The sequence below is a fragment of the Paenibacillus thermotolerans genome, from assembly GCF_028745515.1.
GTDB classification, from domain to species: Bacteria; Bacillota; Bacilli; order Paenibacillales; family YIM-B00363; genus Paenibacillus_AE; species Paenibacillus_AE thermotolerans.
The window spans coordinates 171,431-196,202 of record NZ_JAQZSG010000002.1 but is presented as its reverse complement, the minus strand read 5'-3'; the positions used below and the strand labels follow the sequence as shown (position 1 = coordinate 196,202).

The 24,772-nt window shown below is 56.1% G+C and carries 29 protein-coding genes and 1 pseudogene; 11 read left to right on the top strand and 19 right to left on the bottom strand.

Translation table 11 applies throughout. The features are described from left to right. Positions 1 to 51: 51 nt before the first annotated feature. Positions 52 to 438, top strand: a complete 387-nt coding sequence (locus tag PT964_RS02890) for a hypothetical protein (RefSeq protein WP_274361810.1) — start codon at positions 52 to 54, stop codon at positions 436 to 438. A 60-nt stretch (positions 439 to 498) separates the two neighbouring features. Here PT964_RS02890 and PT964_RS02885 read toward each other — a convergent pair whose 3' ends face one another. From PT964_RS02885 to PT964_RS02875, 3 genes are all read right to left on the bottom strand, one after another. Next, positions 499 to 1,773: a DNA recombination protein RmuC gene (locus PT964_RS02885; protein ID WP_274361809.1), complete on the bottom strand. Its 1,275-nt coding sequence runs from the start codon at positions 1,771 to 1,773 to the stop codon at positions 499 to 501. 127 nt (positions 1,774 to 1,900) lie between these two features. Then, the gene (locus PT964_RS02880) at positions 1,901 to 2,824 is read right to left on the bottom strand and encodes an alpha/beta hydrolase (RefSeq protein ID WP_274361808.1); all 924 of its coding nucleotides are present in this window, start codon (positions 2,822 to 2,824) and stop codon (positions 1,901 to 1,903) included. A gap of 80 nt (positions 2,825 to 2,904) precedes the next feature. Beyond that, on the bottom strand, positions 2,905 to 3,684 hold the full coding sequence (locus PT964_RS02875; protein WP_274361807.1) for a metallophosphoesterase: 780 nt from the start codon (positions 3,682 to 3,684) through the stop codon (positions 2,905 to 2,907). A 130-nt stretch (positions 3,685 to 3,814) separates the two neighbouring features. Here PT964_RS02875 and PT964_RS02870 point away from each other — a divergent pair, with 130 nt between their 5' ends. Both PT964_RS02870 and PT964_RS02865 read left to right on the top strand, forming a co-directional pair. Beyond that, positions 3,815 to 4,675, top strand: a complete 861-nt coding sequence (locus tag PT964_RS02870) for a DegV family protein (protein WP_274361806.1) — start codon at positions 3,815 to 3,817, stop codon at positions 4,673 to 4,675. 116 nt (positions 4,676 to 4,791) lie between these two features. Then, positions 4,792 to 5,292, top strand: a complete 501-nt coding sequence (locus PT964_RS02865) for a superoxide dismutase family protein (RefSeq protein WP_425262666.1) — start codon at positions 4,792 to 4,794, stop codon at positions 5,290 to 5,292. A gap of 48 nt (positions 5,293 to 5,340) precedes the next feature. On the opposite strand, the gene PT964_RS02860 is transcribed toward PT964_RS02865, so the two are convergent. From PT964_RS02860 to PT964_RS02850, 3 genes are all read right to left on the bottom strand, one after another. Next, on the bottom strand, positions 5,341 to 6,024 hold the full coding sequence (locus PT964_RS02860; protein WP_274361947.1) for a TerC family protein: 684 nt from the start codon (positions 6,022 to 6,024) through the stop codon (positions 5,341 to 5,343). 19 nt (positions 6,025 to 6,043) lie between these two features. After that, entirely contained in the window at positions 6,044 to 6,244 is a 201-nt protein-coding gene (locus PT964_RS02855; protein ID WP_274361804.1) for a cold-shock protein, read from the bottom strand. Between the two features lie 69 nt (positions 6,245 to 6,313). Beyond that, positions 6,314 to 6,511, bottom strand: coding sequence for a cold shock domain-containing protein (locus PT964_RS02850; RefSeq protein WP_274361803.1), 198 nt, complete (start codon positions 6,509 to 6,511; stop codon positions 6,314 to 6,316). A gap of 177 nt (positions 6,512 to 6,688) precedes the next feature. Between PT964_RS02850 and PT964_RS02845 the strand changes: the two genes are divergently transcribed. The 6 genes from PT964_RS02845 to PT964_RS02820 all read left to right on the top strand — a co-directional run bounded on the left by PT964_RS02845 (position 6,689) and on the right by PT964_RS02820 (position 9,079). Further along, positions 6,689 to 6,895: a hypothetical protein gene (locus PT964_RS02845; RefSeq protein WP_274361802.1), complete on the top strand. Its 207-nt coding sequence runs from the start codon at positions 6,689 to 6,691 to the stop codon at positions 6,893 to 6,895. Between the two features lie 29 nt (positions 6,896 to 6,924). Beyond that, entirely contained in the window at positions 6,925 to 7,788 is an 864-nt protein-coding gene (locus PT964_RS02840) for an aldose epimerase family protein (RefSeq protein WP_274361801.1), read from the top strand. A 98-nt stretch (positions 7,789 to 7,886) separates the two neighbouring features. After that, positions 7,887 to 8,039: a hypothetical protein gene (locus tag PT964_RS02835; protein WP_274361800.1), complete on the top strand. Its 153-nt coding sequence runs from the start codon at positions 7,887 to 7,889 to the stop codon at positions 8,037 to 8,039. A gap of 62 nt (positions 8,040 to 8,101) precedes the next feature. Next, the gene (locus PT964_RS02830) at positions 8,102 to 8,365 is read left to right on the top strand and encodes a hypothetical protein (protein ID WP_274361799.1); all 264 of its coding nucleotides are present in this window, start codon (positions 8,102 to 8,104) and stop codon (positions 8,363 to 8,365) included. 352 nt (positions 8,366 to 8,717) lie between these two features. Further along, on the top strand, positions 8,718 to 8,864 hold the full coding sequence (locus tag PT964_RS02825; protein WP_274361798.1) for a hypothetical protein: 147 nt from the start codon (positions 8,718 to 8,720) through the stop codon (positions 8,862 to 8,864). A 44-nt stretch (positions 8,865 to 8,908) separates the two neighbouring features. After that, complete coding sequence (locus PT964_RS02820; protein ID WP_274361797.1) at positions 8,909 to 9,079, top strand: hypothetical protein; 171 nt, start codon at positions 8,909 to 8,911, stop codon at positions 9,077 to 9,079. An 8-nt stretch (positions 9,080 to 9,087) separates the two neighbouring features. Here the strand turns inward: PT964_RS02820 and PT964_RS02815 are convergent, their stop codons facing one another. From PT964_RS02815 to PT964_RS02805, 3 genes are read right to left on the bottom strand one after another with little or no spacing between them, the layout of a single operon-like run. Further along, positions 9,088 to 10,185 (bottom strand): PQQ-dependent sugar dehydrogenase, encoded by a 1,098-nt coding sequence (locus PT964_RS02815; protein WP_274361796.1) that lies wholly within the window; start codon positions 10,183 to 10,185, stop codon positions 9,088 to 9,090. 34 nt (positions 10,186 to 10,219) lie between these two features. Beyond that, positions 10,220 to 10,549: an antibiotic biosynthesis monooxygenase family protein gene (locus PT964_RS02810; RefSeq protein WP_274361795.1), complete on the bottom strand. Its 330-nt coding sequence runs from the start codon at positions 10,547 to 10,549 to the stop codon at positions 10,220 to 10,222. Between the two features lie 49 nt (positions 10,550 to 10,598). Further along, the gene (locus PT964_RS02805) at positions 10,599 to 11,501 is read right to left on the bottom strand and encodes a LysR family transcriptional regulator (RefSeq protein WP_274361794.1); all 903 of its coding nucleotides are present in this window, start codon (positions 11,499 to 11,501) and stop codon (positions 10,599 to 10,601) included. Between the two features lie 134 nt (positions 11,502 to 11,635). Between PT964_RS02805 and PT964_RS02800 the strand changes: the two are divergent. Continuing rightward, positions 11,636 to 12,160, top strand: a pseudogene (locus tag PT964_RS02800) (acyl-CoA thioesterase); the annotation flags it as partial. Between the two features lie 166 nt (positions 12,161 to 12,326). On the opposite strand, the gene PT964_RS02795 reads toward PT964_RS02800, so the two are convergent. Then, a complete protein-coding gene (locus tag PT964_RS02795; RefSeq protein ID WP_274361793.1) occupies positions 12,327 to 13,328 on the bottom strand; it encodes an oxidoreductase in 1,002 nt (333 codons plus the stop codon). Positions 13,329 to 13,349: 21 nt separating this feature from the next. Then, positions 13,350 to 13,919, bottom strand: a complete 570-nt coding sequence (locus tag PT964_RS02790) for a YkoP family protein (protein WP_274361792.1) — start codon at positions 13,917 to 13,919, stop codon at positions 13,350 to 13,352. Positions 13,920 to 14,174: 255 nt separating this feature from the next. On the opposite strand from PT964_RS02790, the gene PT964_RS02785 reads away from it, so the two are divergent. Continuing rightward, positions 14,175 to 14,993 (top strand): hypothetical protein, encoded by an 819-nt coding sequence (locus PT964_RS02785; RefSeq protein WP_274361791.1) that lies wholly within the window; start codon positions 14,175 to 14,177, stop codon positions 14,991 to 14,993. A gap of 1 nt (position 14,994) precedes the next feature. Here PT964_RS02785 and PT964_RS02780 read toward each other — a convergent pair whose 3' ends face one another. The 8 genes from PT964_RS02780 to PT964_RS02745 all read right to left on the bottom strand — a co-directional run bounded on the left by PT964_RS02780 (position 14,995) and on the right by PT964_RS02745 (position 24,753). Further along, positions 14,995 to 15,300 carry an MGMT family protein gene (locus tag PT964_RS02780; RefSeq protein WP_274361790.1) on the bottom strand — a complete coding sequence of 102 codons (306 nt, stop codon included), beginning with the start codon at positions 15,298 to 15,300 and terminating at the stop codon, positions 14,995 to 14,997. 71 nt (positions 15,301 to 15,371) lie between these two features. Then, complete coding sequence (locus PT964_RS02775) at positions 15,372 to 15,959, bottom strand: RNA polymerase sigma factor (protein ID WP_274361789.1); 588 nt, start codon at positions 15,957 to 15,959, stop codon at positions 15,372 to 15,374. 31 nt (positions 15,960 to 15,990) lie between these two features. Beyond that, positions 15,991 to 17,163: an ABC transporter permease gene (locus PT964_RS02770; protein WP_274361788.1), complete on the bottom strand. Its 1,173-nt coding sequence runs from the start codon at positions 17,161 to 17,163 to the stop codon at positions 15,991 to 15,993. Beyond that, positions 17,160 to 17,858, bottom strand: coding sequence for an ABC transporter ATP-binding protein (locus tag PT964_RS02765; protein WP_274361787.1), 699 nt, complete (start codon positions 17,856 to 17,858; stop codon positions 17,160 to 17,162). The genes PT964_RS02770 and PT964_RS02765 overlap by 4 nt, the downstream gene beginning before the upstream one ends. Continuing rightward, positions 17,858 to 19,195: an efflux RND transporter periplasmic adaptor subunit gene (locus PT964_RS02760; protein WP_274361786.1), complete on the bottom strand. Its 1,338-nt coding sequence runs from the start codon at positions 19,193 to 19,195 to the stop codon at positions 17,858 to 17,860. Before PT964_RS02760 ends, PT964_RS02765 begins: the two co-directional genes overlap by 1 nt. Before the next feature lie 2,133 nt (positions 19,196 to 21,328). Continuing rightward, positions 21,329 to 22,189, bottom strand: coding sequence for an aldo/keto reductase (locus PT964_RS02755; protein WP_274361785.1), 861 nt, complete (start codon positions 22,187 to 22,189; stop codon positions 21,329 to 21,331). Positions 22,190 to 22,279: 90 nt separating this feature from the next. After that, positions 22,280 to 23,545 (bottom strand): MFS transporter, encoded by a 1,266-nt coding sequence (locus PT964_RS02750; protein WP_274361784.1) that lies wholly within the window; start codon positions 23,543 to 23,545, stop codon positions 22,280 to 22,282. 71 nt (positions 23,546 to 23,616) lie between these two features. Next, complete coding sequence (locus PT964_RS02745; protein WP_274361783.1) at positions 23,617 to 24,753, bottom strand: winged helix-turn-helix domain-containing protein; 1,137 nt, start codon at positions 24,751 to 24,753, stop codon at positions 23,617 to 23,619. Between the last annotated feature and the right edge of the window lie 19 nt (positions 24,754 to 24,772).

Genomic DNA, 24,772 nt, shown 5'->3' with positions numbered 1-24,772 from the left:
TCCCCAGACTGAGGAAAATAAAAAATAAATTGGTTACTGGAGGCTAAGATCATGGCGATGCAAGAAAACCAAACTCAGCTGTCTGCAGGCGCGGGCTCCGTGAACGCCGCCGCACTCGGAACGGGACCCGTGGGCACCACCGGCATGTCTTATCAGCAGTATCAAAAGCAAATTCATATGAAGCAAGAGCAGGAAGCGGCTATGGCCCAAAAGGCGATCGTTTCCGCAGGACTGGACTCCTTCTCCCAGCAAGTGTTGAACACGATTCAGCGCTTGCGCCAAATCAGCCAGGATTTGGGCAACGGCCAGAAGCAGCTCGAAGCGCAAATGGCGGCGCAGCAGCGTCAAGTGAAGCAAATGCAGCAAAATATCGAGAATATCTGCAACGAGCTGCAAAATTCGTATAAGCCGGGCCCCGTTCAATCCCGGCTTCAATAACCGAAACCGCAGCGCAAACGGACGAGGCGGCGCAATCGTTGCGCCGCCTCTCGCTTTTGTTTAATCGTTCGCCGCCCGGTCGAGCTCGGGCAATACGGACGGCTCGTCCATCGCCGCCGGGAGCTCCTCCACCCCGCGAAGCTTCCGTTCGATCGCGCGCGTGCGGGTCGCCGCGGAATCGAGCGTATTGGACGCCTCCTGCAGCTTCTTCTGCGTCTTGTCAAGCAGCGCCCCGAATTTGCCGAATTCCGTCTTGACCGCCCCGAGCACCTGCCATACTTCGCCGGAGCGCTTCTGAATCGCCAGCGTGCGGAAGCCCATCTGCAGGCTGTTCAGCAGCGCGGAGAGCGTCGTCGGCCCGGTCACGACGACGCGGTAATCGCGCTGCAGCGTCTCCCATAAGCCCGGCCGGCGCAGCACCTCCGCAAACAGCCCCTCCACCGGCAGGAACAGGATCGCGAATTCCGTCGTGTTCGGCGGATCGATATATTTGTCGCGGATCGACTTCGCCTCCGCCTTGACGCGCGCCTCCAGCAGCTTCATCGCCTCGAGCGCCTGCGCCGCGTCCCCGTTCTCCTGCGCCTCCGTCAGCCGCTGGTAATCCTCCAGCGGAAACTTCGCGTCGATCGGCAGCAGCACGCTTTGCTTGCCGTCGGACTTGTCCGGCAGCTTAACGACAAAATCGACCCTTTCGCTTGCGTTTCTGCGAATGGCGACGTTGCGCTCGAATTGTTCGGGCGACAGCGACTGCTCCAGCAGCGCCTCGAGCTGAATTTCGCCGAGCGTGCCTCTCGTCTTCACGTTGGAGAGCACCTTCTTCAAGTCTCCGACACCGGAGGCGAGCGCCTGCATTTCGCCGAGCCCCTTATGAACCAACTCGAGCCTCTCTCCCACCAGCTTGAACGAATCGCCAAGACGCTGTTCCAAGGTGGCGTGCAGCTTCTCGTCAACGGTGGCGCGCATTTGCTCCAGCTTCGCATTGTTGTCCGCCTGCAGCGCCGACAGCTTCCGCTCGACGCTCTCGCGCAGCGCCTCCAGCTTCGACTCGTTCAGGCGCATCAGCTCGGTCAGCTGCGAAACGACCGCGTGATGCTGCCGGTTTAACGCGCCTGCCAACTCCTCGCGCTGCTGCCCGCCGGAAAGCTGCTGCTCCTGCCTGCTCCGCGCAAATTCGTCGCGAAGCAGCTTGTCCAGCAGCTCCTGCTGCTTGAGAACCGCATCCAGCTTGCGGCCCTCCGCCGCATGTCGCCCGCTTCCCTGCTTCGCAAGCAATACCGCCAGCAATGCCGTGTTGACCGCGCCGATCGCCAGCGCCGCAACGGTGCCGATATCCATCGCCTAACGCCTCGCTTTCACAAACTCTCGTTTTTCCCCATAGTATCATAAAAACGTACGTTCGCATAATCGCACGCAAAAAAAGAGCGGAACGACTCCACGCCGTCCCTCTCTGAAAATTACCTGCTTAAGCGCGCGCCACATCGGCCAAAAACCGGTCGAGCACCCGCTCGTAGTCGTCCTTATGCCGTAAGTACGCCTCTGCGTGCCCCGCTTCCTCCGCAAGATACAGCTCCTTCGGACCGGCTGTGGCCTTATGCAATTCGAGCGTCATCCTCGACGGAACGAAATCGTCCTTATCGCCGTGCACGTACAGGATCGGCGCCCGCGAGCGGGCCACGTCGCGGATCGGCGACACCTGGTGGAAAAAAAAGCCCGAACGTATCCGGCACCAAAGGCTTGTCAGCTGCAGCAGCGGGAATTTCGGCAGCTTGAACTGCTCCTTCAGCCGAAACGCCAGCTGCTCCTTCAGATCGGAATACGGGCAATCCGCTACATAGAAGGCGACGCGGTCGTCGATCGCCGCATGCTGAAGCGCGGTGGCGGCGCCCATCGATTCGCCGAACACGCCGACGACGGGGCTTCGGCCTTGATGCCGTTCAAACACCCAATCGACGCATGCCTTGAGGTCCCATTTTTCATAGAAGCCGTATGTCGTCGTCTTGCCCCCGCTCGCTCCGTGCCGCCGCTGATCGTATACAAGCACATTAAAGCCTCGCCTGCGGAACATGCCGGTATATTTCGACATGCCGTACAAGGAGGAGGTAACTCCGTGAGCGAATACGACCGTCCTGACGTTCTCGCCTCCCTCCGCGGGAATCCACCAAGCGTTCAGCCGGTAGCCGTGCGGCGACGGAATCGTCACCTCCTCCTTCCGGAGCGCGTCGAATTCCTCCTTGGAGATCCGTCCGCCGTTCAATTCGTAATTGATAATGACGTCGTTCGAGTGGGTTCGGATATGGATGACCATAGAAGAAAAGTAATACGCGAGCGCGAAAAGAGCGATAACCGCCGCACATGCTGCCGCAGCCAATATTTCAATCCAATCCATGTTTCTTCACCTGTCAGCAAGATTCGTGTTGCTTACTTTACCCATAATTGGATTGGACCATTCCCCCATAACCGGCCCGGCTACAGCTCGTGAACGGTTACCTCGCTGCGGATGAACAGCCGCAAGTTGACGCCCGCTTGGCCGAGCCCCGTCGAAATATAGAACGTTCCGTTCGCGTCTTTATGCGTGCCTTGCAATATCCCTTTTCGTCCGAGCGGTCCTTTTTGCAGAAAATGGCGCAGGAACGGCAGACGAAACTGCCCGCCGTGAAAATGTCCGCACAGCAAATAGCCGTATGGCCTGCCGATTTTCAGCGTCACGTTCGGATCGTGCGTAATGACGACCGTTGCGTCATCGGGCGCCGTATCCCGGAACGCCTTGCCGATATCGCTTTTGCGGCTGCAATCGTCGTCGATCCCGACGAGACGGAACGGTCCGAGATCGAGCGATTCGTTCCGCAATACCGGAATGCCGTAGTGCCGGAACAGCTGCAGCAGCCTCTCCAGCCGGCCTTTCAGCCGGTAATCGTGATTCCCGAGCACGGCAAAGGCCGGAATTCCCGTAGATGCGATCGCGCGCAAATACACGTCGACCTTGCCGAGGTAACGCGGCTTCTCCGTGTAATCGCCGGTCAAAAAAATATAATCGGGCTTCTCCCGCTCGATGACGGACACGAGCCTTTGCGGGCTCACCCGCAGCCGCTCCACGTGCACGTCGCTGATGTGCAGCGCCTTCTTCCCGAGACCGAGCGGCGACCGCACCCGCCTCACCTTCAGCCACATCGTAGGAACGACGAACAATATGACAAATAAAGCCGCGGCTCCCGCCGCAGCGATTCCCCCGATCGCCAGCGCCGACATTCGGATTCCCCCGTTTCCTTTCGTTCATCGATATGAGAGAATATGGACATATGAAAGATGACACCAAGTGTAACTACTATAGCTTATTCCGGACGATTTGACACGAGAATATGGAAGGAGCGATCCGCACATGGCAGTGAAAATCATTACCGACAGCGCGGCCGATTTGCCGAAGGAAGCGGCGGAGCGGCACTCTATTGCCGTCATCCCGCTGGTGGTTTATTTAGGCGATCAAGAGTTTCAAGACAATGTGACGCTAAAGCCGTCGGAATTGTTCCAAGGCATGCGCGAAGGCCATACATACAAGACGTCCCAGCCGCTGTACGGGGACGTGGAGTCCGCGTTCAAGAGCGGGGTCGAGAACGGCGGCGAGGCGGTGTACATCGCCTTCTCCTCCGAGCTTTCCGGCACGCATCAAACCTCGGTGCTCATCCGGGATCAGCTGAAGGATGAAATGCCGGGGTTCGACCTCGACATTATCGACTCCAAATGCGCCTCCCTCGGGGCGGGCCTTGTGGCGCTCAAAGCTGCGGAATTCGCCGCGCAAGGCGCCTCCAAGGATGAGGTTGCGGCGAAAGCACGGTGGTATGCTCAGCATATGGAGCACATCTTTACGGTGGACAACCTGGAGTATTTGGTGCGCGGCGGACGTGTCAGCCCCGTGGCGGCGTTCATCGGCGTCCTGCTGAACATCAAGCCGATTTTGCATGTGGAAGCGGGCAAGCTCGTTCCGCTGGAGAAGGTGCGCGGCCGGAAGAAGGTTTTCGCCCGGATCGTCGATATTATGGCGGAGCGCGGCGCCGATCTGGCCGACCAGACGATCGGCATCAGCCACGGCGACGATCTCGAGGCGGCCGAAGAGCTGAAAGCGCTGATATCCGAACGGTTCGGCACCAAGAGCTTCTTCATCAGCATGATCGGCGCCGCCGTCGGCGCGCATGCCGGCCCCGGCACGATCGCCGTGTTTTTCTTGAATGCGAAAGAGGATTGATCGACGCTTCGATGAAGCTGTCCGTTTTGTAACGGACAGCTTCTTTTTTCTCACCCTTCTTGGGCGGACGACATATAGTGCAGCAACGACACTAATAAAGTAGGGTGAGACGTATGATGTCGCAGTATGCCCCGCCGTATATTCCGGGTCACGGACGACAGCGGGCGTTCGCCTCCATCCAAGGCGGGCCTTTAGCGCCGAATTTGCGGGGCGTAGTAATCATTCAGAATGTAAGAGGAGGCGCCGAGGTGCACGTCGAAGTGCAGGGACTGCCGCCTTACCGCCCCGCCCGCGACGGGCAGGATCCGGTCGGTCCGCACGGGTTCCACATCCATGAGCACGGCTCCTGCGAAGTCGGCAATCCGGCGAATCCGTTCGAGGCTGCGGGCGGACATTGGAATCCCGCGAACGAACCGCACGGCAACCATCCCGGCGATTTTCCCGTACTGTTCTCGAACGACGGGTACGCCCGAATGAGCTTCTTCACGAACCGGTTCCAAGCGAGAGACGTAATCGGCAAATCGATCGTCATTCACCAAGCTCCGGACGATTACCGGACGCAGCCGGCGGGCGATGCCGGGAAGCGGCTCGCTTGCGGACTGATTCAAGCCTATTGAAAAAGCGGCAAGGGCAGCCCCCGGAAGAGAGCTGCCCTGAATGCTTATTTAAGACGCTGTCGCATGGTTCGCCTTCGATTTTCTCGCAAGCCATCCGAATCCCAATATTCCCGCAATGACGATGACCGTCAGTGCGATTTTCACGGCCGGATTTTGGAGGAAGAAGCCCTTTAGGAACGGTTCGTCGGTAATCATTTTGACGGCGGTCCACCCCAGAACGCCCGCCCCCACGTACGTGATGGCCGGGAAGCGGTCGACCAGCCGCAGTACGATCGTGCTGCCGAAGATGACGATCGGAATGCTGATCACAAGCCCGGTAACGACCAGAAGGAAATCGCCGTGGGCGGCGCCCGCTACCGCAAGCACATTGTCGAGGCTCATCAGCGTATCGGCTATGAGAATCGTACGAATCGCTTCTCCGAAGCTCGCCGCTTGATGCTCGTCGCCGTGCCCCTTCTCCTCTGCCAACAGCTTGTAGGCGATCCAAATGAGCAGCAATCCGCCTGCCAGCATTAAGCCCGGAATTTTCAAGAGCAGCACGGCCGCGATCGTCAGCACCGACCGGATCGCAATTGCCCCTGCGGTCCCCCAGAAGATAACCTTCTTTTGCTGTTGTTTCGGCAGGCGCCTGGCGGCAAGTCCGATGACGATCGCATTATCGCCGGCCAGCACCAAATCAATAATAATAATCGACAACAACGAAGCGGCGAAATTCGCTTCATACATCCCCATCATCAGGCTCAATCAACTCCTAGCGGGATGCGATAAAGTTCACGAGCGAAGGAAGCAATCTCACCTCGCTGTACATCGGAGAGGAGCAAAGCGGACAAATCGGTTCCGTGTCGAAGCGCAGATTGTCCCGCATCCAGCCGTTGCAGCCGTCGCTTGAGCAAGTCCATACCGCCGTGTCTTCTTCGGGAATTTTTTCCTCGACTTTCTTGCGAAAATTCACTTACCATCCCTCCTTCGTTATGGAGAAAGAAAAAACTGCCCAAACTTTCGTTTCGGGCAGCGGTTGTATTTACAGTTTTACGACATTTTCAGCTTGCGGGCCTCGATTGCCTTGCACAACTTCGAACGACACTCGTTGTCCTTCGTCAAGGGATTTGTAGCCCTCGCCCTGAATGGCGCTGAAGTGAACGAAAACATCGTTCCCGTCTTCCGTTTCGATAAAACCGTAACCTTTTTCCGCATTAAACCATTTCACTGTTCCGTTCATTTACCTTGCATCCTCCAAATATTAAAGTGGTTCTTTACCTATGGAGAGGATTGTCCCCCCCATATATAGTAAATGTTGCCCTATTCGGCAGGAATACATACAAAAATATTTTTACGCTATAATGGACATAAGATGTTAACATCGTGAACTGACCCGCAAAAAAGAGGCGAAAGCGAAATGATCGAGGAGCATATCGAAAGGCTGAAGGAAGGAAACACGCTGATCCGCCTGACGGTTGTCAAAGGAAGGGGCGTCAAATTCGAGCTCCCCTGCCGAATAATTGCATACGACCGCGCTACGCAATATTTGACCGTATACCATGTCGATGAAAAGCAGGTATACACCTTTGCAATCAACGAAGTGGAGGAGTTCGCTCCGGCGTGACGTTTGGATATGAAAAGGAGGCCCCATTAATGACCGAATACCGTGTGTCAACTTATACCGATACATACAAGATGTACGAGCTTATGGAATCGTCGACGTCCTCGAAAGTCGCGCTCTGCCCGCAACGCGGCGGCATCGTGACCGGCTGCAGCCTGGGCGGCACCGAGCTGCTTTATCTGGACAAGGCCACCTTCTATGATCCCGAGGCGAACATACGCGGAGGCATTCCGGTATTGTTTCCGATCAGCGGCCAATTAAAGGACGGCTCTTATGAGTGGAACGGACGCACGTACTCAATGAAAAATCACGGCGTGGCCCGGATTCATCCGTGGGAGGTCGTCGCCGCGAACGAGGACGGCGAAGCTTCCGTGACGTTAAAGCTCGCGAGCAGCGACGCGACGAAGGCGATGTTCCCGTTCGATTTCGATCTGCGGTTTACTTACACGCTGAAAGATGCCGCCCTCCGCATCGCGCAGGAATACCGCAACTTGTCCGATGAGGACATGCCGATGTATGCCGGCTTTCATCCGTATTTTGCGGCGGAGATGAAAGACATTGCGTACGAGACGGATGCGACCGTCTACCTCGACTATAACGATAACCGAGTGAAGCCGTATAACGGCTCCGTCAACCTTGAGGGCATGGTCGAATCGGCGGCATTGCTGGACGCCCGGGCGCAGGACATTGCGTTCCGACCGTCGGCCGGCCGGCGAATTCGCATGACTTACAGCGGCCATTTCAAGTACGTCGTGCTTTGGTCCGTGGCGGATAAGCCGTTCGTGTGCGTTGAGCCTTGGATGGCGCTGACGGGGGAGCTGAACCGCAAGGAAGAGCTGACGATGGTGAAGCCGGGCGAGACGCTGCGCGCGGAACTGACGATTTTGCCCGATTAAATTCCGGCATTGGGAGAGCGAAGCCGACAATATTCGCTTCTTTCCCGCATACAAATAATGAAAGCGTTTTATTTGATGCGGTGAGGAGCGTGCTGCGCATGGTAGCTTTTGCGCTGTTGACGATCGGGTTTCTGTTATTCGCCGGGGCCGCGGCCTATTTGCTGGCCAAAGGTATTCGAACGGATACGTGGAGCTACGACGAGCATCATGTGTGGGAAAATCCCGAGGTAAGCAAGTATCGAGATAAATAACGCAAGGAAGTTAATACTAAGGAAGGTGGTGTTATCTTAGAAGGACAAACTGGAGGAGAATCATGACAGCATCGCATAAGAAAAAGTCCGCATTCGCCGTATGTTTCGCGGCCGCCGCTCTCGCCGTCCTCAGTCTCTGTTTAGCCGGCTGCGGCGCCGACGACCGGTCGCAGTACCATCCTTATTACAACCAGCAAGGCCAGCTTCGCAACGACCCTACTACGCACAATCCTGCGCTCCAAGGAAAAGGCCGTCCTAACTATTTGCAGTACGGCTCCGGCAAAAAGACGGACAGAGAGTTTTCCCGCGACCGGCTTCGCCAGTGAAGTACGCAGTACGCCGGATTTCAAGCGATCCCGATATGCGCATCGCCCGCGCAGCTCGGGATTTTTGTTGTGTTTAAGCGAGCATAAGGCGATTGAAATAAGAGAACATTTGTTCTATAATTAACGCGACAAGGAAATAACAACACTACAGAATGCTATTCGACATAAAAACCGGCGCACCGATTTTTTAGCAACACTGTGAGTTATTATTCAACGGAACATCGCCATTTCCGGCCCGGAATCGCACCCATAGCAACTCGTAGTGTTGCTAATTTCCCCAACAGGTTCAAAAACGGGCCGATAGCAACTCGTAGTGTTGCTAATTCGCCCAAACGATAAGGTGTCATTGACGATGACGAATAAACAAACGAAGGAAAACAAACCGGAGTTCAAGCTGCTGCCCTGCGAATGCTGCCAATACCCGATTGCCGTGCCCGCCGACGCTTCCTCCGCCGTATGCATCGCCTGCCCGCAGTGCGGACACCGCTCCTGCATGTAGTATAATGACAGTAACTTGAAGCCAAAAGGAGCGAAATCCCGCACATGCGAACGGAAAACCAGATTAAGCGAAAGCTGAACGAGCTGATGATGCGGAAGGAATCCCTCGTCTCTAAAGAGGATGCGGCAACCGCCGAGCAGATCGACAGGCTTGACGAGCAAATCCTGCTGCTGGAGTGGGTGCTGAACGAACCGACAGGCACCTACCACGGTTAAACATATCGTTAGCGCAGCATCAGCAGCCGGTCGTCCGCTTCCGAAGGCTCTCCTCTTCCGTCGGTATTGTTCGTAATGACGTAAATGTTCCCTTCGTGGAATTTTACGTCTCGAAGTCTTCCTTCGCGCTCGAGCAATACTTCCAGCTTGCCGTTTGCAGGATCGAACCGGAAAAGCCTTTCCCCTCTTAGGGCGGCGACCAACAGCCTGTTTTCCGGATCCGCCGCAATGCCGGAAGGCGCAATCGCGACATCCCCCGTATGGAATATCGGTGCCGCCATCCCTTCGCGCCGCTCGTCGCCGATGATTTCCGGCCAGCCGTAATTGCCTCCCGGCTCGATCGAATTCAGCTCGTCGTGTCCTCCGGGACGGCCCGAGGGGCCGTGCTCCGAGCCGAACATGGCGCCTTCGCTGTCCCATGCGATGCCTTGGGGGTTCCGGTGACCGTACGAGTAAACATACGAGCCCGGGAACGGATTGCTCTCCGGAATGTTGCCGTCCGGCGCCATCCGCAATATTTTGCCTGCCAGGCTGGTTTTCCGCTGCGCAAGCTCCTCTTCTCCCGCATCTCCTGTCGTAATGTAAAGAAGCCGATCCGGTCCGATGGTGAGTCTTCCGCCGTTATGAATGTTTCTCCCCGGAATTTGCTCGAGAAGCGCCTGTACCTCAACCCATTCGTCTTTCTTTTCCTCCAGCAGCACTACCCGATTAAGCACGCGGCCTTTTTCCTCATAGGAATGGTATGCATATGCCCGTCTCGATTCGGAAACATCGGGCGAAAGCACAAACCCGAGAAAACCCGCCTCGCCTTTGTTGAACAGCGTCTTGGCCAGCCGCACCGGCTTTCGGACAAGCGCTTGATCCTTTACGGTAACGATGAAGCCCGGCCTTTCGCTAATGAGCACGGCATCCTCGTCGAAAGCGATCGACCACGGCGCGCGCAGCTTCTCCGCCAACACCGTATATGCGCCCGCAGTTCCCGCTTCACTACCGGAAACCGGCGCCGCTCTCTCACCGGAAGAAGCAGGCTCCGAGTCGATGCAAGAAGGAAGCAGCGAGAATGCGGCGGCGATAAGCGGGATAAACCATGCCGACTTCAGCATCATGAACTCACTCCATTCGTGTCTGTCAAGTTAAAGCTTACATTTCAAAAAAGCTTTGCCGTTCCACCTTGGCTACTCTTAACGCATAGGTGCGATACCACTCAGACTTGCCCTTCTCTTGGGCGGCCATGTGCGCCGTATGCTCCTTCCACGCTTTGACGGCATCGAGCGATTCCCAATACGACACGGTAATACCGAAGCCTTCCGGATCCCGCGCGCTTTCCTCGCCCAAAAAACCGGGCATCGCTGCCGCCAGCTCCACCATTCGCTCCGCCATCGCCGCGTACCCTTTATCCCCTTCGGTTCGTTCCGATGTAAAAATAACCGCGTAATACGGCGGCTGCGGCGTATTAGACAGCTTTGACATCAAGCTTCCCTCCCTATACGTGTACAAACGCTCCATACTTCCTAAATTTCTACGGTTTCTCCGGCGCCGAAAAGCCCTGCGTCTCCATAAACTTTACCCATTCCCTCGCCGCAAACGACATGTATTTATCCTTCGTCCAGATCATCGACAACCGCCATGGAATGGACGGCTGAACGAGAGGAACGGTGCGGAACCTTCTCGAATCCAGTGTCCGGCATATGCCTTCCGGCAGCAGGGCGATTCCGAAGCCGGTGGCCGCGAGCTCGGTCATAAAATCCCATTGCGAGCTCTCGAACACGATTTGGGGGTTGAAGCCGGCGTCCAGGCAAGCGTCCTTAATCAGGTGATGCACGGTGAAATCCTCGTGAAACATAATGAACGATTCGTTCTCAAGCTCGAGCAGCTGCACTTTTTTCCGCTCCCCCAGCGGATGGCCCGCATGTGCGACAAGCATTAAGTTTTCTTCCAGGCACGGCATAATATGAAACTTGCTCTCATCGCCCACCGGCAAAATGACGAGCCCGGCATCCAGCTCGCCGTGAACCACATCCGATTCGATGCGCCTGCCGCCCTTCTCGACCAGCTGCAGCTGAATATGAGGATAAGCTTTATGAAACCGGTCGATGACGGATGAGAAGAAATAGCCGCCGATCATCGGAGGAATGCCGAGCCTGAGCTTCCCCTTCTTGATTTTCATCAAATTGTTCAGCTCCGCGGACAGCTCGTCGAGCGACTTCACGATGTGCTTTGCCGACCGCAGAATGGCCTCCCCCGCATCGGTCAGCTCGACGTGCTTTCCGCTTCTGTCGAACAAAGCGACGCCAAGCTCCTCCTCCATCGTTTTGATCATTTTGGACAGCGTCGGCTGCGTGATGTGCAGATGCTCGGCCGCTTTGGTGAAGCTGAGAAACCTGGCGACCTCGATAAAATACGTTAACTGGCGAATGTCCATGGCAGTCACGGCTCCCTTAACGAATCCCATTGATATAGAGAAAACGAATGAAAACCATTCATATTATGTATTTTACTCATGCACCGAGTTCGTGTACATTTATTTGTGCAACTTTTGAAAGAAGGTATGAAAACATGATTATTAGCAATGAATCGCCGAGATCGGCTGCGAAGCCCGCGAGCGAATCGTATACGATAAAAGCATCCATCGTTCTGCCGCCCGACACGAATCATCACGGCACCATCTTCGGCGGAAAGCTGATGGCCTACATCGACGATGTGGCGACCATCGCCGCAACCAGACATGCGCGACGCCCTGTCGTTACGGCATCGACCGACTCCGTGGACTTTCTGCACCCGGTGAAAAAGGGCGATGCCGTTTGCTTGACCGCATTCGTAACGTGGACGCACAAAACGTCCATGGAAATTTTCGTCCGGGTCGTCACCGAGGATCTGCTGTCCGGCGAGCGCAAAGTATGCGCGACATCGTTCCTGACCTTCGTTGCGCTCGGAGACGACGGGAAGCCGACGGACGTTCCGGCCGTCATTCCGCAAACCGCCCAGGAACGCAAATTGTACGATACGGCTCCGCTGCGCAAAGAGGCACGGAAAATCAGAAGACAAGAAAGCAAAGAATTCGCCGAGGTGTTCGGCACCGATTACCGGCTGACCAGACAGGCAAAGCAACCGGGAAGCAACGTAATCGAGTTCAAGCCGCAGGAGCATAAAATACAAGAACCGGCGGCGCAGCAGCCGAAAATGTCGAGTGCGATGGACGCATTCGCCCAATCGTTCGGCGTTGAATGGTAATGAAACAGCCCGGCCTTTACGGTCCGGGCTGTTTCATTGCCACAACGGTCCTGCCGACGGACTCCCCCCGCAACATCCGCTGCACGGCTTCCGGCACCTGCGCCAGCGATATTTCGCTATGCATATCCTGCAAGCCCGCCGGTTTAAAATCGGAGGAAAGCAGCTCCCATATTTGTTTGCGCTTGTCCATCGGCGTTTGGACGGAGTCGATGCCGATCAGACGAACTCCCCGAAGAATAAAAGGATATACGGTAGCCGACAGCTCGGCTCCTCCCGTCAACCCGCTGGCCGCAACCGCCCCGCCGTAGGCAAGCGACGGCAATATCGCTGACAGCGTTCGCCCGCCGACGCAATCGACCGCCCCGGCCCAAACCTGCTTATCCAAAGCCCGCAGCTTCTCGGGAATGAGCTCTTCCCTTGCGATGACCCGGTTCGCGCCGAGCCCGAGCAAATAAGGCTTCAAGTCCGCCTTTCCGCTGCTCGCAACAACCTCGTAGCCCAGCTTGGCGAGAATCGCCACCGCCGCGCTCCCTACCCCGCCCGTCGCTCCGGTAACAAGCACAGGTCCTTGCTCCGGACGGAGCCCGCTATCCTGAAGCGCTTGAACGGACAGCGCCGCCGTAAACCCGGCGGTTCCGTAAATCATCGCTTCCTTCAGCGTCAGCCCCCGCGGCAGACGGACCGCCCAGCCCGCCGGAACGCGCGCGAAGCCGCTGAAGCCGCCGTAATGCGTGACGCCGAGCTCATACCCGGTCACGAGCACCTCGTCGCCTTCGCGAAAGCCGGCGTCCGCGCTCGCCGCTACGCTGCCTGCCAAATCGATGCCGGGGACAAACGGATAACGCTTTACGATGTTCCCGTTCGGACTGCAAGCCAGCGCGTCTTTAAAATTCACGCTGGAATAAGCGACCCGGATCAACAGCTCCCCCGGAGGTAAATCGTTCACCGTCATTCGGCGGATTTCCGCAGACACCTTCTCTCCGAATTGATCGACTATGAGCGCTTCAAACGGTTCCATCGCTTTCCCCTCGATTCAGTTCTATTGTGTTGAAGGCGAATATCTCTCGAGCAATGTCCGCTTGGACATCATCAAATATCGGATCGACTGCCTTCGAAACGATTTATACGGCTGCGAGACGAAAAGCGCGTAAAGCGCGAACTGCATCAGCCACTTCAATACTTTGTAATAATGGCTGGTCAGCGGATGCGTCTCGAAGCCGAGAAATTGACTGCCCTTGCCCAACATCGAAATGCCCATCACCGCTTTAATGCGATCGGCCTTTGGATGATTGATAACGTACTCGGCGAGCTTCGGCAAGGAAGCTTCCATTCTCCGGTAAATCAGCTTCCCCTTCACGACCTCATTGTTAATATAAAGCATATTGCGGAGAAGCTCGACATTGTGTAGATGAATTTTCACCAAAATGTCGCCCCTGTTGATATCGGTACCGTCGGAAAGCGTAATGTTTTTCCCTCTATATGTAGACAGCCTGACCCGCAAAATGTTCCGGACCGTGCCCGAGTCGCCCACATTCTGAAGCCGGGAGCACCTGAAATAAATCGGATCGATCAAATTCCATATTGCGAGCACCAACGTTTTTGCGTTCATACGAGCGCTCCCTTACCCGTTATTTATGCCGTTATTATTTTTCCTTGGAACGGCGAGGGCTACGATGGCAATTCATTCCGAAAGTCGGGCTGAGCGTCTTGACACTTGGAAGGCTTGTCCTTTATATTGTAATTAATTTGAAACGCATCGGCACTTACGAAGGAAGCACCCGTAAGCAAGGCGTAACCGCCTTACTTGCAGGTGCTTTTTTTGTCGGCTGTCCTTGCGTTTCTTTAATTCCAAAGGGGGGTATTTATGTTTGCCGCAAGAAGAGCCATGTTCCCGACGATCGCCGCCGTCTTAACGTTTCTCATCGTGTTCGCCGGAACGGCCGATGCCGCGGTTACCGTATCGGCGACAACGAAGAAGGCGTTCGACAAGACGGTTGAAGCCGCGGACGGAGAGCTGAAATCCAAGCTAACGAAGCAATACAACGAGTTTGTGAGCTTGCAGGAGCGCGAACGGCAGAGCGATGCGCGCAACAAGTCGCTTCACTACAAGAACCAAGAAGCGGAATCGGCGATCCGAAAACAAATGTACGAAATCGACGCCAAAAAAATCGCCCAGCTCGAAGACCAGCTGAAGAGAACGCGCGACAAGCACCAGCCGTTATTCGATGCGTACAAGTCGATCAACCAACAAAAATCGATCGCTTCCACGCTCGGCAGCAAGGAACTCGTGTCGGCTTTGAAATTGCAGGCGGATGCGATGAAGGTGCCGCTCCAGCTCGCCCGTGACGATATTAAAGCGAAGGACGAGTTATTGAAGGCGGCAAAGAAGGCGCGGACGGACAAGATCGCGAAAATTCGCAAAATACTCTCGGAAATCGACTCGATCGAAACCAAGATGAAGGCGGAGAAAAGCGCGGAAAGCACGTATAAGAAAAAGGTTTCGGGCGAGTGGAGCTACTTTATGCTGCACGCGAAAAATAACGATCAGAAAGCGGTCTCCGCCTCGCTCGGGATTCTTGTATCGTTCTCTGCGAAAATTGTGGAGCAAAAGCAGAAGCAGTATGATCTGGAGCAAAAAATATCGGATATTGTAGCGAAAGCGAAGGGGCAAATGGCCGCTTAGCTTAACCGTTAAACCGGTAAACGTTCAAATTGACGCGATCCGCCGCATCGAGAACGACGCCTTCCCGCTGCAAATATAATTTCTGCACGTAGCGCGCTTCCTCTTCCCGGATCGCGATTTCTCCCTTGGCATTCACGACCCGGTGCCAAGGGAGATCGTATTTGCCGCTTAGCGAATGCAGTATTCGAACGACCTGCCTGGCGCCTCTCGGACTGCCGGCCAGCGCCGCAATTTGTCCGTAGGTCATGACGCTTCCTTCCGGTATGCTTTGAATCGTCTTGACGACCTTCTCAGTAAACGGCTCCATCGTTCTCCTCCGGTAACTCATATAAATCGGCAGTATAGAACATTCTTCGCTTTTCTCTTTTTTCCTGCCGATTACCGAATCCCGCACATCCGTTCCGGCTGCTCCAGCATGACCGCATGCACCCATCTCTCGATTTGAAGCGGTTCCTTCCCCGCTTTCCTGGACCGCCCGGCGCGCCGGCCGGCGGATTCCGCCCGCAGCCATTCTCTGGAGCGGTAAAGCGCGGATTTGACTGAGGAAACGGTCGTGTTCATTCGGTTTGCGATATCCTGCATCGAATAGCCGAAATATTCGGCGAGCAGCCAAATCTCGATATTCCGTTCCGGCAAAAGCTCCGCCAGCCATTCCACGATACTGCGGATTTCCGCGTAGTCCGATTCCGTATACCCTTCCGGTCTCTCCATAACGAATCCGGTTTTCCGCGCTTTGCTTCTGTAATGATCGATCCATATCAGCTTGGCGGCGCCGAACAGGAACGATTTCGTAACCTGCTTTTTTTCCGCGTTTAAGTAATACGTCAAGCTTTTCAGGAGCGCCTCCTGATATAAATCGTCCGCATCCCATTTGGATTTCGTTAAGTAATAGCAAAATCGTTTGAGCTCGGGCAAAAAGGGCGTAACTAACGTTTCGAACGACGGCAGCGCAGCCACCGTTTTCACCCGCCTTTCTTCTGAAGCCGTCATAGCCGCTCTACTCGAACCGAAGCGCCTCGATCGGCTTGAGCTTGGCCGCCTTAGCCGCGGGGAACAAGCCGAAAATAATGCCTATGATCACCGAAAAGCTAAAAGCGATTGCGATAATGTCGGTGGAAAATACGATGTCCATAGCCAGCATCCCAGATGCAAATTGCGCGGCGCCGATGCCGATTCCGATGCCCAGTACACCTCCGAAACCGCTCAGCACCATCGATTCGATCAGAAACTGAAATAATATATCCCGCCTCTTCGCCCCGATCGCCTTGCGGATGCCGATTTCCCGGGTCCGCTCCGACACGGACACCAACATAATGTTCATAATGCCGATGCCGCCCACAAGGAGCGAGATGCCGGCAATGCCGCCGAGCGCCAGCGACAGCGTCGAAGAGATGGAGCTTACCGTCTCCAGCACGTCTTGCTGGTTGAACACCCGGTAGCTGTCGGTGTTTCCGCGGAACAGCTTGCTGAGCGAGCTCTCCAGCTTGGCCGACGCCGCATCGATTTGCTCCTCCGTCCCGACCTGCACATACAAGGTTCGCACGCCTTTGGAGCTGAACAGCCTTTCGGCGGAGGTGAGCGGAATAATGACCGTATCGTCGTTCGAGCCGGTAGAGGAGCTTCCCTTCTCCGCCAGCAGCCCGACGACCTTGAAGCGCGACCCGTTGATGAGAATGGATTCGCCCACCGGATTCGCGAAGCCGAACAGCTCCGAAGCCGTATTCGAGCCGAGCACGGCGACCTTCTGGTAATACTCCAAGTCGATCGAGGCGAGAAAACGGCCGGATGCGACCTCATAGCCGCGAACGACCGAATAATCGGGGTTCGTGCCCACAACGCCGACGCTGGCGCTATCATTGCCGTATTTGATCGAAGCGTTCTGACTGTTTACCGGAGCAATGTAGCTGATTTCTTCAATATCGGCGAGCCCAGCCGCATCCTCATAATCGAGAGCCGAGGCCGACCCCCGTCCCAAAATATTAACCGTAAGCAAATTGGTCCCAAGCCCTTGCACCTGCTCGGTCACTCGCTTCGTGGCGCCCTGCCCGATCGCCACCAGCGCAATGACCGCCGTGACGCCGATAATGATGCCGAGCATCGTCAGAAAAGACCTCAGCTTATTTGAAAATATGCTTTTCATCGCCATCTTGATCCCTTGTCCGACGTTCACGTTTCGCCGCCTCCCTCTGCGATTGTTCCGTCCTGAATGCGAACCGTGCCGGCGGCCTGACCGGCAACGGACAGGTCGTGAGTGATGAGGATGATCGTATGACCGAGCCCGTTAAGCTGTTTGATCAGCTCCATCACCTCCGCGCCGGTCTTGGTGTCCAGCGCGCCCGTCGGTTCGTCCGCGAGCAAGATCGGAGGATGGCCCGCGAGCGCTCTCGCGATGGCGACGCGCTGCTGCTGCCCTCCCGACAGCTCCGCAGGACGATGGTGCATCCGCTCCTCGAGCCCGACCTTGCGCAGCGCCTCCGCCGCTTGCTCTCTTCGCCGCTTCGAAGGAAGGCCGCGGTAAATCAGAGGCAGCTCTACATTTTCCAGCGCGCTCAGCTTGGGCAGCAGATTGAAGCCTTGAAAAATAAAGCCGATTTTTTGATTCCGGATTTCTGCGAGCTTGTTATCGGAAAGCCGGCTGACCTCTTGGCCGTCGAGCCAATATTCGCCGGAGGTCGGAGCGTCCAAGCAGCCGATCACGTTCATCAGCGTCGATTTTCCGGAGCCCGAAGGGCCGATAATGGCCGTAAAATCGCCCTCGCGGACCGTTAACGACACGCCGTCCAGCGCTTTGACGGTCTCGCCTCCCATAACGTATTGCTTGCAAACTCCGCGAATGTCGATCAACGGCCGCTTCTTTAGCGTCATTATCGCCCGCCTCCTCCGAAGCCGGATCCGGTATTGCCGATTCCGCTCGTCGTCCTTCCCGCTCTGCCTTGGGCGCCTCCGCCTAAGCCTCCCGGGACCGCTCCCCCGCCGAAGCCCCCGAAGCCGCCCCCCGGCATCATGAAGCTTCGCGAATTATTCGCGGATGTCGAAGTCACGGTTGGCAGCACGACGGCGTCGCCCTCGCTGAGTCCGGACACGATTTCAATGTAATCCTCATTGTGAATGCCGACCTCGACCTGCACTCTCGTTCCGCTCGCGCCGCCTCCGTTCATGCCGAAGCCGCTTGAGCGGTTTCCGCCGGCCCGCTGCGGGCGATCGGCCGCTTCCCCCCTCTGCTCCGATCCGGAATTCCCCCCTGAACCGTCGGCTTGGCGTCCGGTCCCGGCCTCAGCGTTTTCCGCGGATGCCAGCATGACAAAATATTGGCCGCGAAACGACTGCACCGCCTCAATCGGCACATACAACGCGTCGTCTTTTTTGTCGGTCATGATCGACGCCTCCGCGGACATGCCCGCTTTCAATTGCTCCGGCGCCGTCACCGCAACGGTCACGTCGAAGGATGCGACGCCGTTGCTCTGCGTGCCTTCCTCGGCGACGGAAACCACTTTGCCGGCGTAAGACTTGCCTGCAATCGCTTCAACCGATATTTCCGCCTCTTGTCCGACCTTTACCTTGGAAATGTCCAGCTCGTCGACCCCCACCGCCATCTGCAGGTTTTTGTAATCCACAATATCGGCGAGCACGGTATTCGGATTCACGTTCTGTCCTATCTTCACGTTCAAGGCCGTAATCGTACCGCCCATCGGGGAGACGACAGGCTCGATCGCCGCTTCATTCCGTAAAGATTCCGTATCGGCCTGCAGCTTCTCCATCTCGAGCTTCAGCTTTTCGATCGCGATCTTCTGCTCCGCCGCGTTCGCATCGTTCCCGTCCATTACCGATTGCTTATAACGGCTTTGCAGCTGCTCCAAATCCAGCTGCTTGCTTTTCAAATCCAGCTCGTTCGAGCGGATTTTGTCGGAATTGTCGGTTTGCTCGAATGTAATCAAGACGTCCCCTTTTTTCATCTGGTCCCCTTGTTGAACAAGCACCTCTTCCACGGTTGCCGATGTGTCAGCCGTAATCGATTCTCTCGCGGCCGGTTGAATGCTTCCCGTTCCGCTTACTTTGACCTCAAGCGTGCCTTTGCGCACAGGCGCGGTCGCGACGTTCGCCGCAGCCGGCTGCCGCCCCGCGTTATCCTTCGGCCAAAACCACCATGCGGCGGAGCCTCCTACGATCATAAACCCTAAAACTAACAGCCATATTTTACGCATCCGATTATGATCCACCCTTCTTCGTCGCACGATTTCCCTCTCGAAAAAATTATGGGCGGACAACATGAAATCAAGATGAAGATTGGCTGAAAGTTTACTGAATGTTTCCAATTGAGGAACGGTTCGCTTCCGCAAGATGTGTCCGCTTCCCAAAGATGTGGTCCGCTTCCGTACGCCGCCCCTGCACCGAGCCAAGGTTTGTCAGTCTCATTGACAAAATAGTCAGCGAAGAACGGCAAACTTGTCAGTTTGACTGACAAGCGGCGGCTGTTGTCAGCGAGATTGACAAAAAAGTCAATGGTTACTGACAAACATGTCAAAGTCGCTGACAAAATGCTGCGTGCAACCACCCAGCCTCCGAACCTCCGTTATAACCGCTCGCCATAACCCTGCCATTCCCGACGTACCCTGTATACCTGCCATACCCGCATTCCCGCTATACCCTCGCCATACTCGCTATACTCGCCACACCTGCCATACTCGCAACACCAGCTTTACTCGTCACACCCGCCATACTCGCAACACCAGCTATACTCGCCATAACCGCCATAACCGCCACACCTGCTATACTCGCCACACCCGTCATAACCGCCATAACCGCCACACCTGCTATACTCGCCACACCCGTCATAACCGCCATAACCGCCACACCCGCTATACCCATCCATACCCGCTATACCCTCGCCATACCCGCATACTCACCATACCCTCGCCATACCCGCCATACTCGCTATACTCGCCATACTCGCTATACTCGCTACACTCGCAACACCTGCCATACTCGCAACACCAGCTATACTCGCCACACCCGCCATAACCGCCATAACCGCCACACCCGCTATACCCATCCATACCCGCTATACCCTCGCCATACCCGCATACTCACCATACCCTCGCCATACCCGCCATACTCGCTATACTCGCCATACTCGCTATACTCGCTACACTCGCAACACCAGCCATACTCGCAACACCAGCTATACTCGCCACACCCGCCATAACCGCCATAACCGCCACACCCGCTATACCCGCTATACCCACCATACCCGCCGCATTCCCGCTGTACCCATCCATACCCGCTATACCATCGCCATACTCGTTATACCCGTCATATTCGCAACACCAGCTATACTCGCCACACCCGCCATCCGCAACACCAGCTATACTCGTCACACCCGCCATACTCGCAACACCAGCTATACTCGCCACACCCGCCATACTCGCAACACCAGCTCTACTCGCCACACCCGCCATCCGCAACACCCGCTATACTCGTCACACCCGCCATACTCGCAACACCAGCTCTACTCGCCACACCCGCCATCCGCAACACCCGCTATACTCGTCACACCCGCCATACTCGCAACACCAGCTATACTCGCCACACCCGCCATAACCGCCACACCCGCTATACCCGCTATACCTACCATAACCGCTATACCCACCATACCCGCATTCCCGCTATACCCATCCATTCCCGCTATACCCATCCATACCCGCTATACCCTCGCCATACTCGCCATACCCGCCATACTAACCCCCTCCCCCGCCATTCTCACCATTTCCGATATACCCGCTATACCCCCGCATACCCGACATACTCGCCACCTCCTGCCATAACCGCTATACCCGCCATACGCGCTATACCTGCTACCTTAAGCCGTCCATTCGATTAGAAACCTGATCGCTGCTTCAAGTGCAAAAGTCACTCCTCAAACATATCCCGCACCTGTTCCACTTTAGCGCCTTATCTCACTTATCTGGTGGGTCACTTCTAACGGACATGTATGCAGTTATTCGGCGTTTTGAATGGAGTTTAGAATTTTAACGGACACCACTGCAGTTATTGCCACGAAAAAGCAAGGATCAGCGCCAAAAATCGGGATTTAGCGTCTGTGGTGTCCGTTAGCGGTTTGGGGGTGGGCAAAATGGCCATATAGTGTCCGTGGTGTCCGCTAGCACCGCAGGGGTTAGGAGCGGCGAGAAACCGGTGGGGGAAAACAGGAACCGACCGCGATTACGAGGAAGTGTAACCTTAGTCGTCACTTTAGTACCGATAATAACTTAAAAAAAGCCGCCCCGCTTTCACATCGTGAAAACGAGGCAGCTCCTTTCTTGCAACCATAACCATATTTATGTCCGCCGGACCCACTCTCCGCTCATCCATTCCGTAGCCTTCCAGCGGAGCACGTCGGGCGTCGCCAAATGAATCACTTCTTTAAAAAACTCCAGCTTCTCGATATCGTCCATCGGCTTGAAGTCCTTGACGACCGCGAGATTTTTCTCCAGCTGCTCCATCGACTCCATCCCGATGATCGCCGTCGAAATCGGCAAAGACAGCGTATACCGGAGCGCTTTGTCGTACCAGGGGGCAAGCTTGCCGAGCGCCAGCACCTTCATGCCGATGATGCCGATGCCCTTCTCGTTCGCCTTCGGCAAAAATTCGTGCGCAAAGCTGTATATCAGATGGTCCATGGCCGATAAGGCGACCAGCGCGCTTTCGAACGGAAACCGCTCGAGCGCCTCCAGCTGAATTCTGGGATCGGTATGCCCGCTAATGCTCAGGTGCTTGACGATCCCTTGCTCCTTCGCTTCCAGCAGTGCCTCCAGCGCGCCGCCCTTCGCGAAGCACTTGTCCAGCTCGTCCATGGAAAACACGTTATGCAGGCGCCACTCGTCGATATGGTCGGTCTGCAGCCGCTTCAAGCTTTCCTCCAGCAGCCGCAGGGATCCGTCCCGCGTCCGGTCGTGCGTCTTCGTCGCGATCCACACCTCGCCGCGCCGATGCTTCAGCGCCTTCCCGAGCCGCTCCTCCGATTGCCCCTTCGAGTAGCTCGGAGCCGTGTCGAAATACACGATGCCTTCGTCTATGGCCCGGTTCACGATCGCAATCGCTTCCTCTTCGGTGCAGTTATGCTCGTCAACGATCCGCTGCGCGCCGAAGCTTACAATCGGAAACTCCCGGCCGGTCTGTCCGAACTTCCTTTTTTCCATGGGATCCATCCTTTTCCTAAGGAATGTGACTTCGCCATCAATATACCAAGGATAACGGACGTTGTCGAACGAACCCTTTTGCCGTCAGCGTTATTGATTGGCGGTTACGCCCTCGGACGGCGCAAGCCGATCCCCGCCTCCGGACAGCTTCAGCCGGAAAAGCGCCGCCAACAAGCACATCGCGACGCCCGCTCCCAAAAACACGCCGCCGACCCCAAGCCGCACCGACAAAGCCGCTCCGATCAAAGGAGCTACGAGCATCGAGCCCGACTGAAGCGCATTCGACAAGGCGGCGACCGGACCGATCGTCTCCTCCGTCGTCTCCGTTTGCAGCAAATAGCCGTACGGCACCGCCGTAAAGCCGCCGCATGCGCCAAGCAGGGCAAAAATCGGCACCCAAAGCCACAAGCCCGTAGGAAGCAAGCCATACCCTCCGGCGCCTACGACCGCTATCAGCAAACCCGAGAGAAGCCCGTTCCTGCTCATAAAGGCCAGCGGCTTGGCCTTCCAGAACGTCCATTGCCCCGCGGCTAACGATCCGACGACGCTGCCCGCCCCCACCGCACTCATCAGCAAGCCGCGAGACGACTCGCCCATGCTTAAATTTTTAGTAAATAAAACGAACAGCCCGTCGTACAAAAATACGAGAAACATAGCGGCAGACATAAAAACAATCGCGAAGAGCAGCGGCTTCCGTCCCGCGATGAACGCGAAGGATTGCCGGAGCCCTCCCGCTTGAGCCGGCTTCCGTCCGCTTCCGGAATCGGCTGCCCGCCACCTTGGAAGACCGCAAAAAACCGCAGCCGAAAGCAAATACAGTCCGGAGCCGATCCAGAACGTCAGCGTCGCACCGCCGGCAGCGATACATAAGCCTCCGAGCATGGGAGCGACGATCTTTGTCGCGCTTACCGACAGCTGGCTTAACGAGCTCGCCTCGGCAAGCAGCGACGGGTTCGCCAGCCGTTTGATCCCTTGCTGGCGAACCGGATCGAATACGGAACTGACGCACATTTTCAGAAACACAAGGATCAGTAAGAGCGTTAAAGAGCTCGCCCAAATAAACGAAAAAACGATAGCGGCGCGAAGCAGGTCGCATACGATCAGCACGGTTCGGCCCGGAAGCCTTCCGATTCGGGCGCCGGCCAGCGGACCGATGACAACCCACGGAAGCCCGATCGCAATCGATAAGGCGGATAACGCCCATGCTCCGTAGCCGAATGCATATACGACGATGGAGGAGAGTGCCAAAAAATCGAGCCAGTTCGCAAAATCGGACAGCACCTGGCCGGCGAACAGCTTTCGATAATGAACATCCTTGAGCGGCGAAAAAACGGCGTTTTGTTTACGAGCTTGCATAGGAAATAAACCTCCCGACTTGTTCTCTGCTGTCAGCTTAACCCGCTTTTATCAGAGAAATATCAGAAGGTTCATCCTAAATTGATTTGCAGTTGGTATTCTATTTCAGGAAGCAGCTCAAGCAGCCCTGTTTCGGCTAACTTGCGCTCCCACTCGGGAGCATATCTCTCCTTCAAAGGCTTCCACGGCTCCGATTCGGAAAACCGGAATATCGCATACAGTCCGTCCAGCAGGTGCGGAATGAAGCGCGAGTCTCTCAGCACGGAAAGCCCTTGTTCGATGCGCTCGATGCCTTCTTTCGGGCTGCTGCGGTACCGGGCGATCCCCTTGAAAATATAATAACCGCCTTGCTCCCGTTGATACGGATACTCGGACAACCGCGCCTCAATGCGTTCCATTGTCCGTTCGGCCATCTCCCATACGCCCGTCCGCATCCAATATTCCAGCTCCCGGATCAGCAAATACGGGACGATGCCTTCCATGCCGGGTTCCTCTAAGGCTTGCTTCATTGCCGCATCCAGCTTTTCCTTCGCACGGCCGAACTCGCCCCAATCCATGCACATGAAGATCATATTCCACTGCTCCAGCTCCCGATGCCAATGCTCCGGCATGATTCGGCGGCGGAGCGCTTCTTCCACGAACCGGCGGCTCTTGTCCGGCTTGAAGCGGTGATAGAAGTGAAGCAAGTACAGCGCTTTTTGCCCGAAGGGCACATCAAGCTGAAGCAAGGCGCGAGTGTCCCCTCCCATAAACAGAGCGTACAAACGAAAAAACGCATCGGACTCCAGTCCGAACACGTCCCGCTGATTTGAAAGTGCCTGCAGCGCGTCGCCTCTGCCGTAGCGGATATACGTTTGGACGAGCGTATTCATATGCTCCGCATAGTCCGGAAGCAGGGCCAGCGGATTCGGTTTGGCATCCCGCGCTTTGTCGGCGAGGCGGTATCCGACGCCGCGTACGGTTTCCAGCTCGAACGCCCCGTCCCAATCGCTCAGCTTCTTCCGCAGCCGGTACACGTGGTCGTCCACCGTACGGTCCGTCGGCGTTTCGAGCGGCCACACCGCATCCAGCAGCTGCTCGCGCGACAACGTTTGCCCGATATGCCGATATAAGTGCTCCAGAAGCATAAATTCCTTCGGCAGGAGCTCGATGCTTCGCCCCTTATACGACGCCGTGCGGGCGCTGCGGTCAAACGCCACGTATCCCACGTTCATTCCCTCCTCTTTA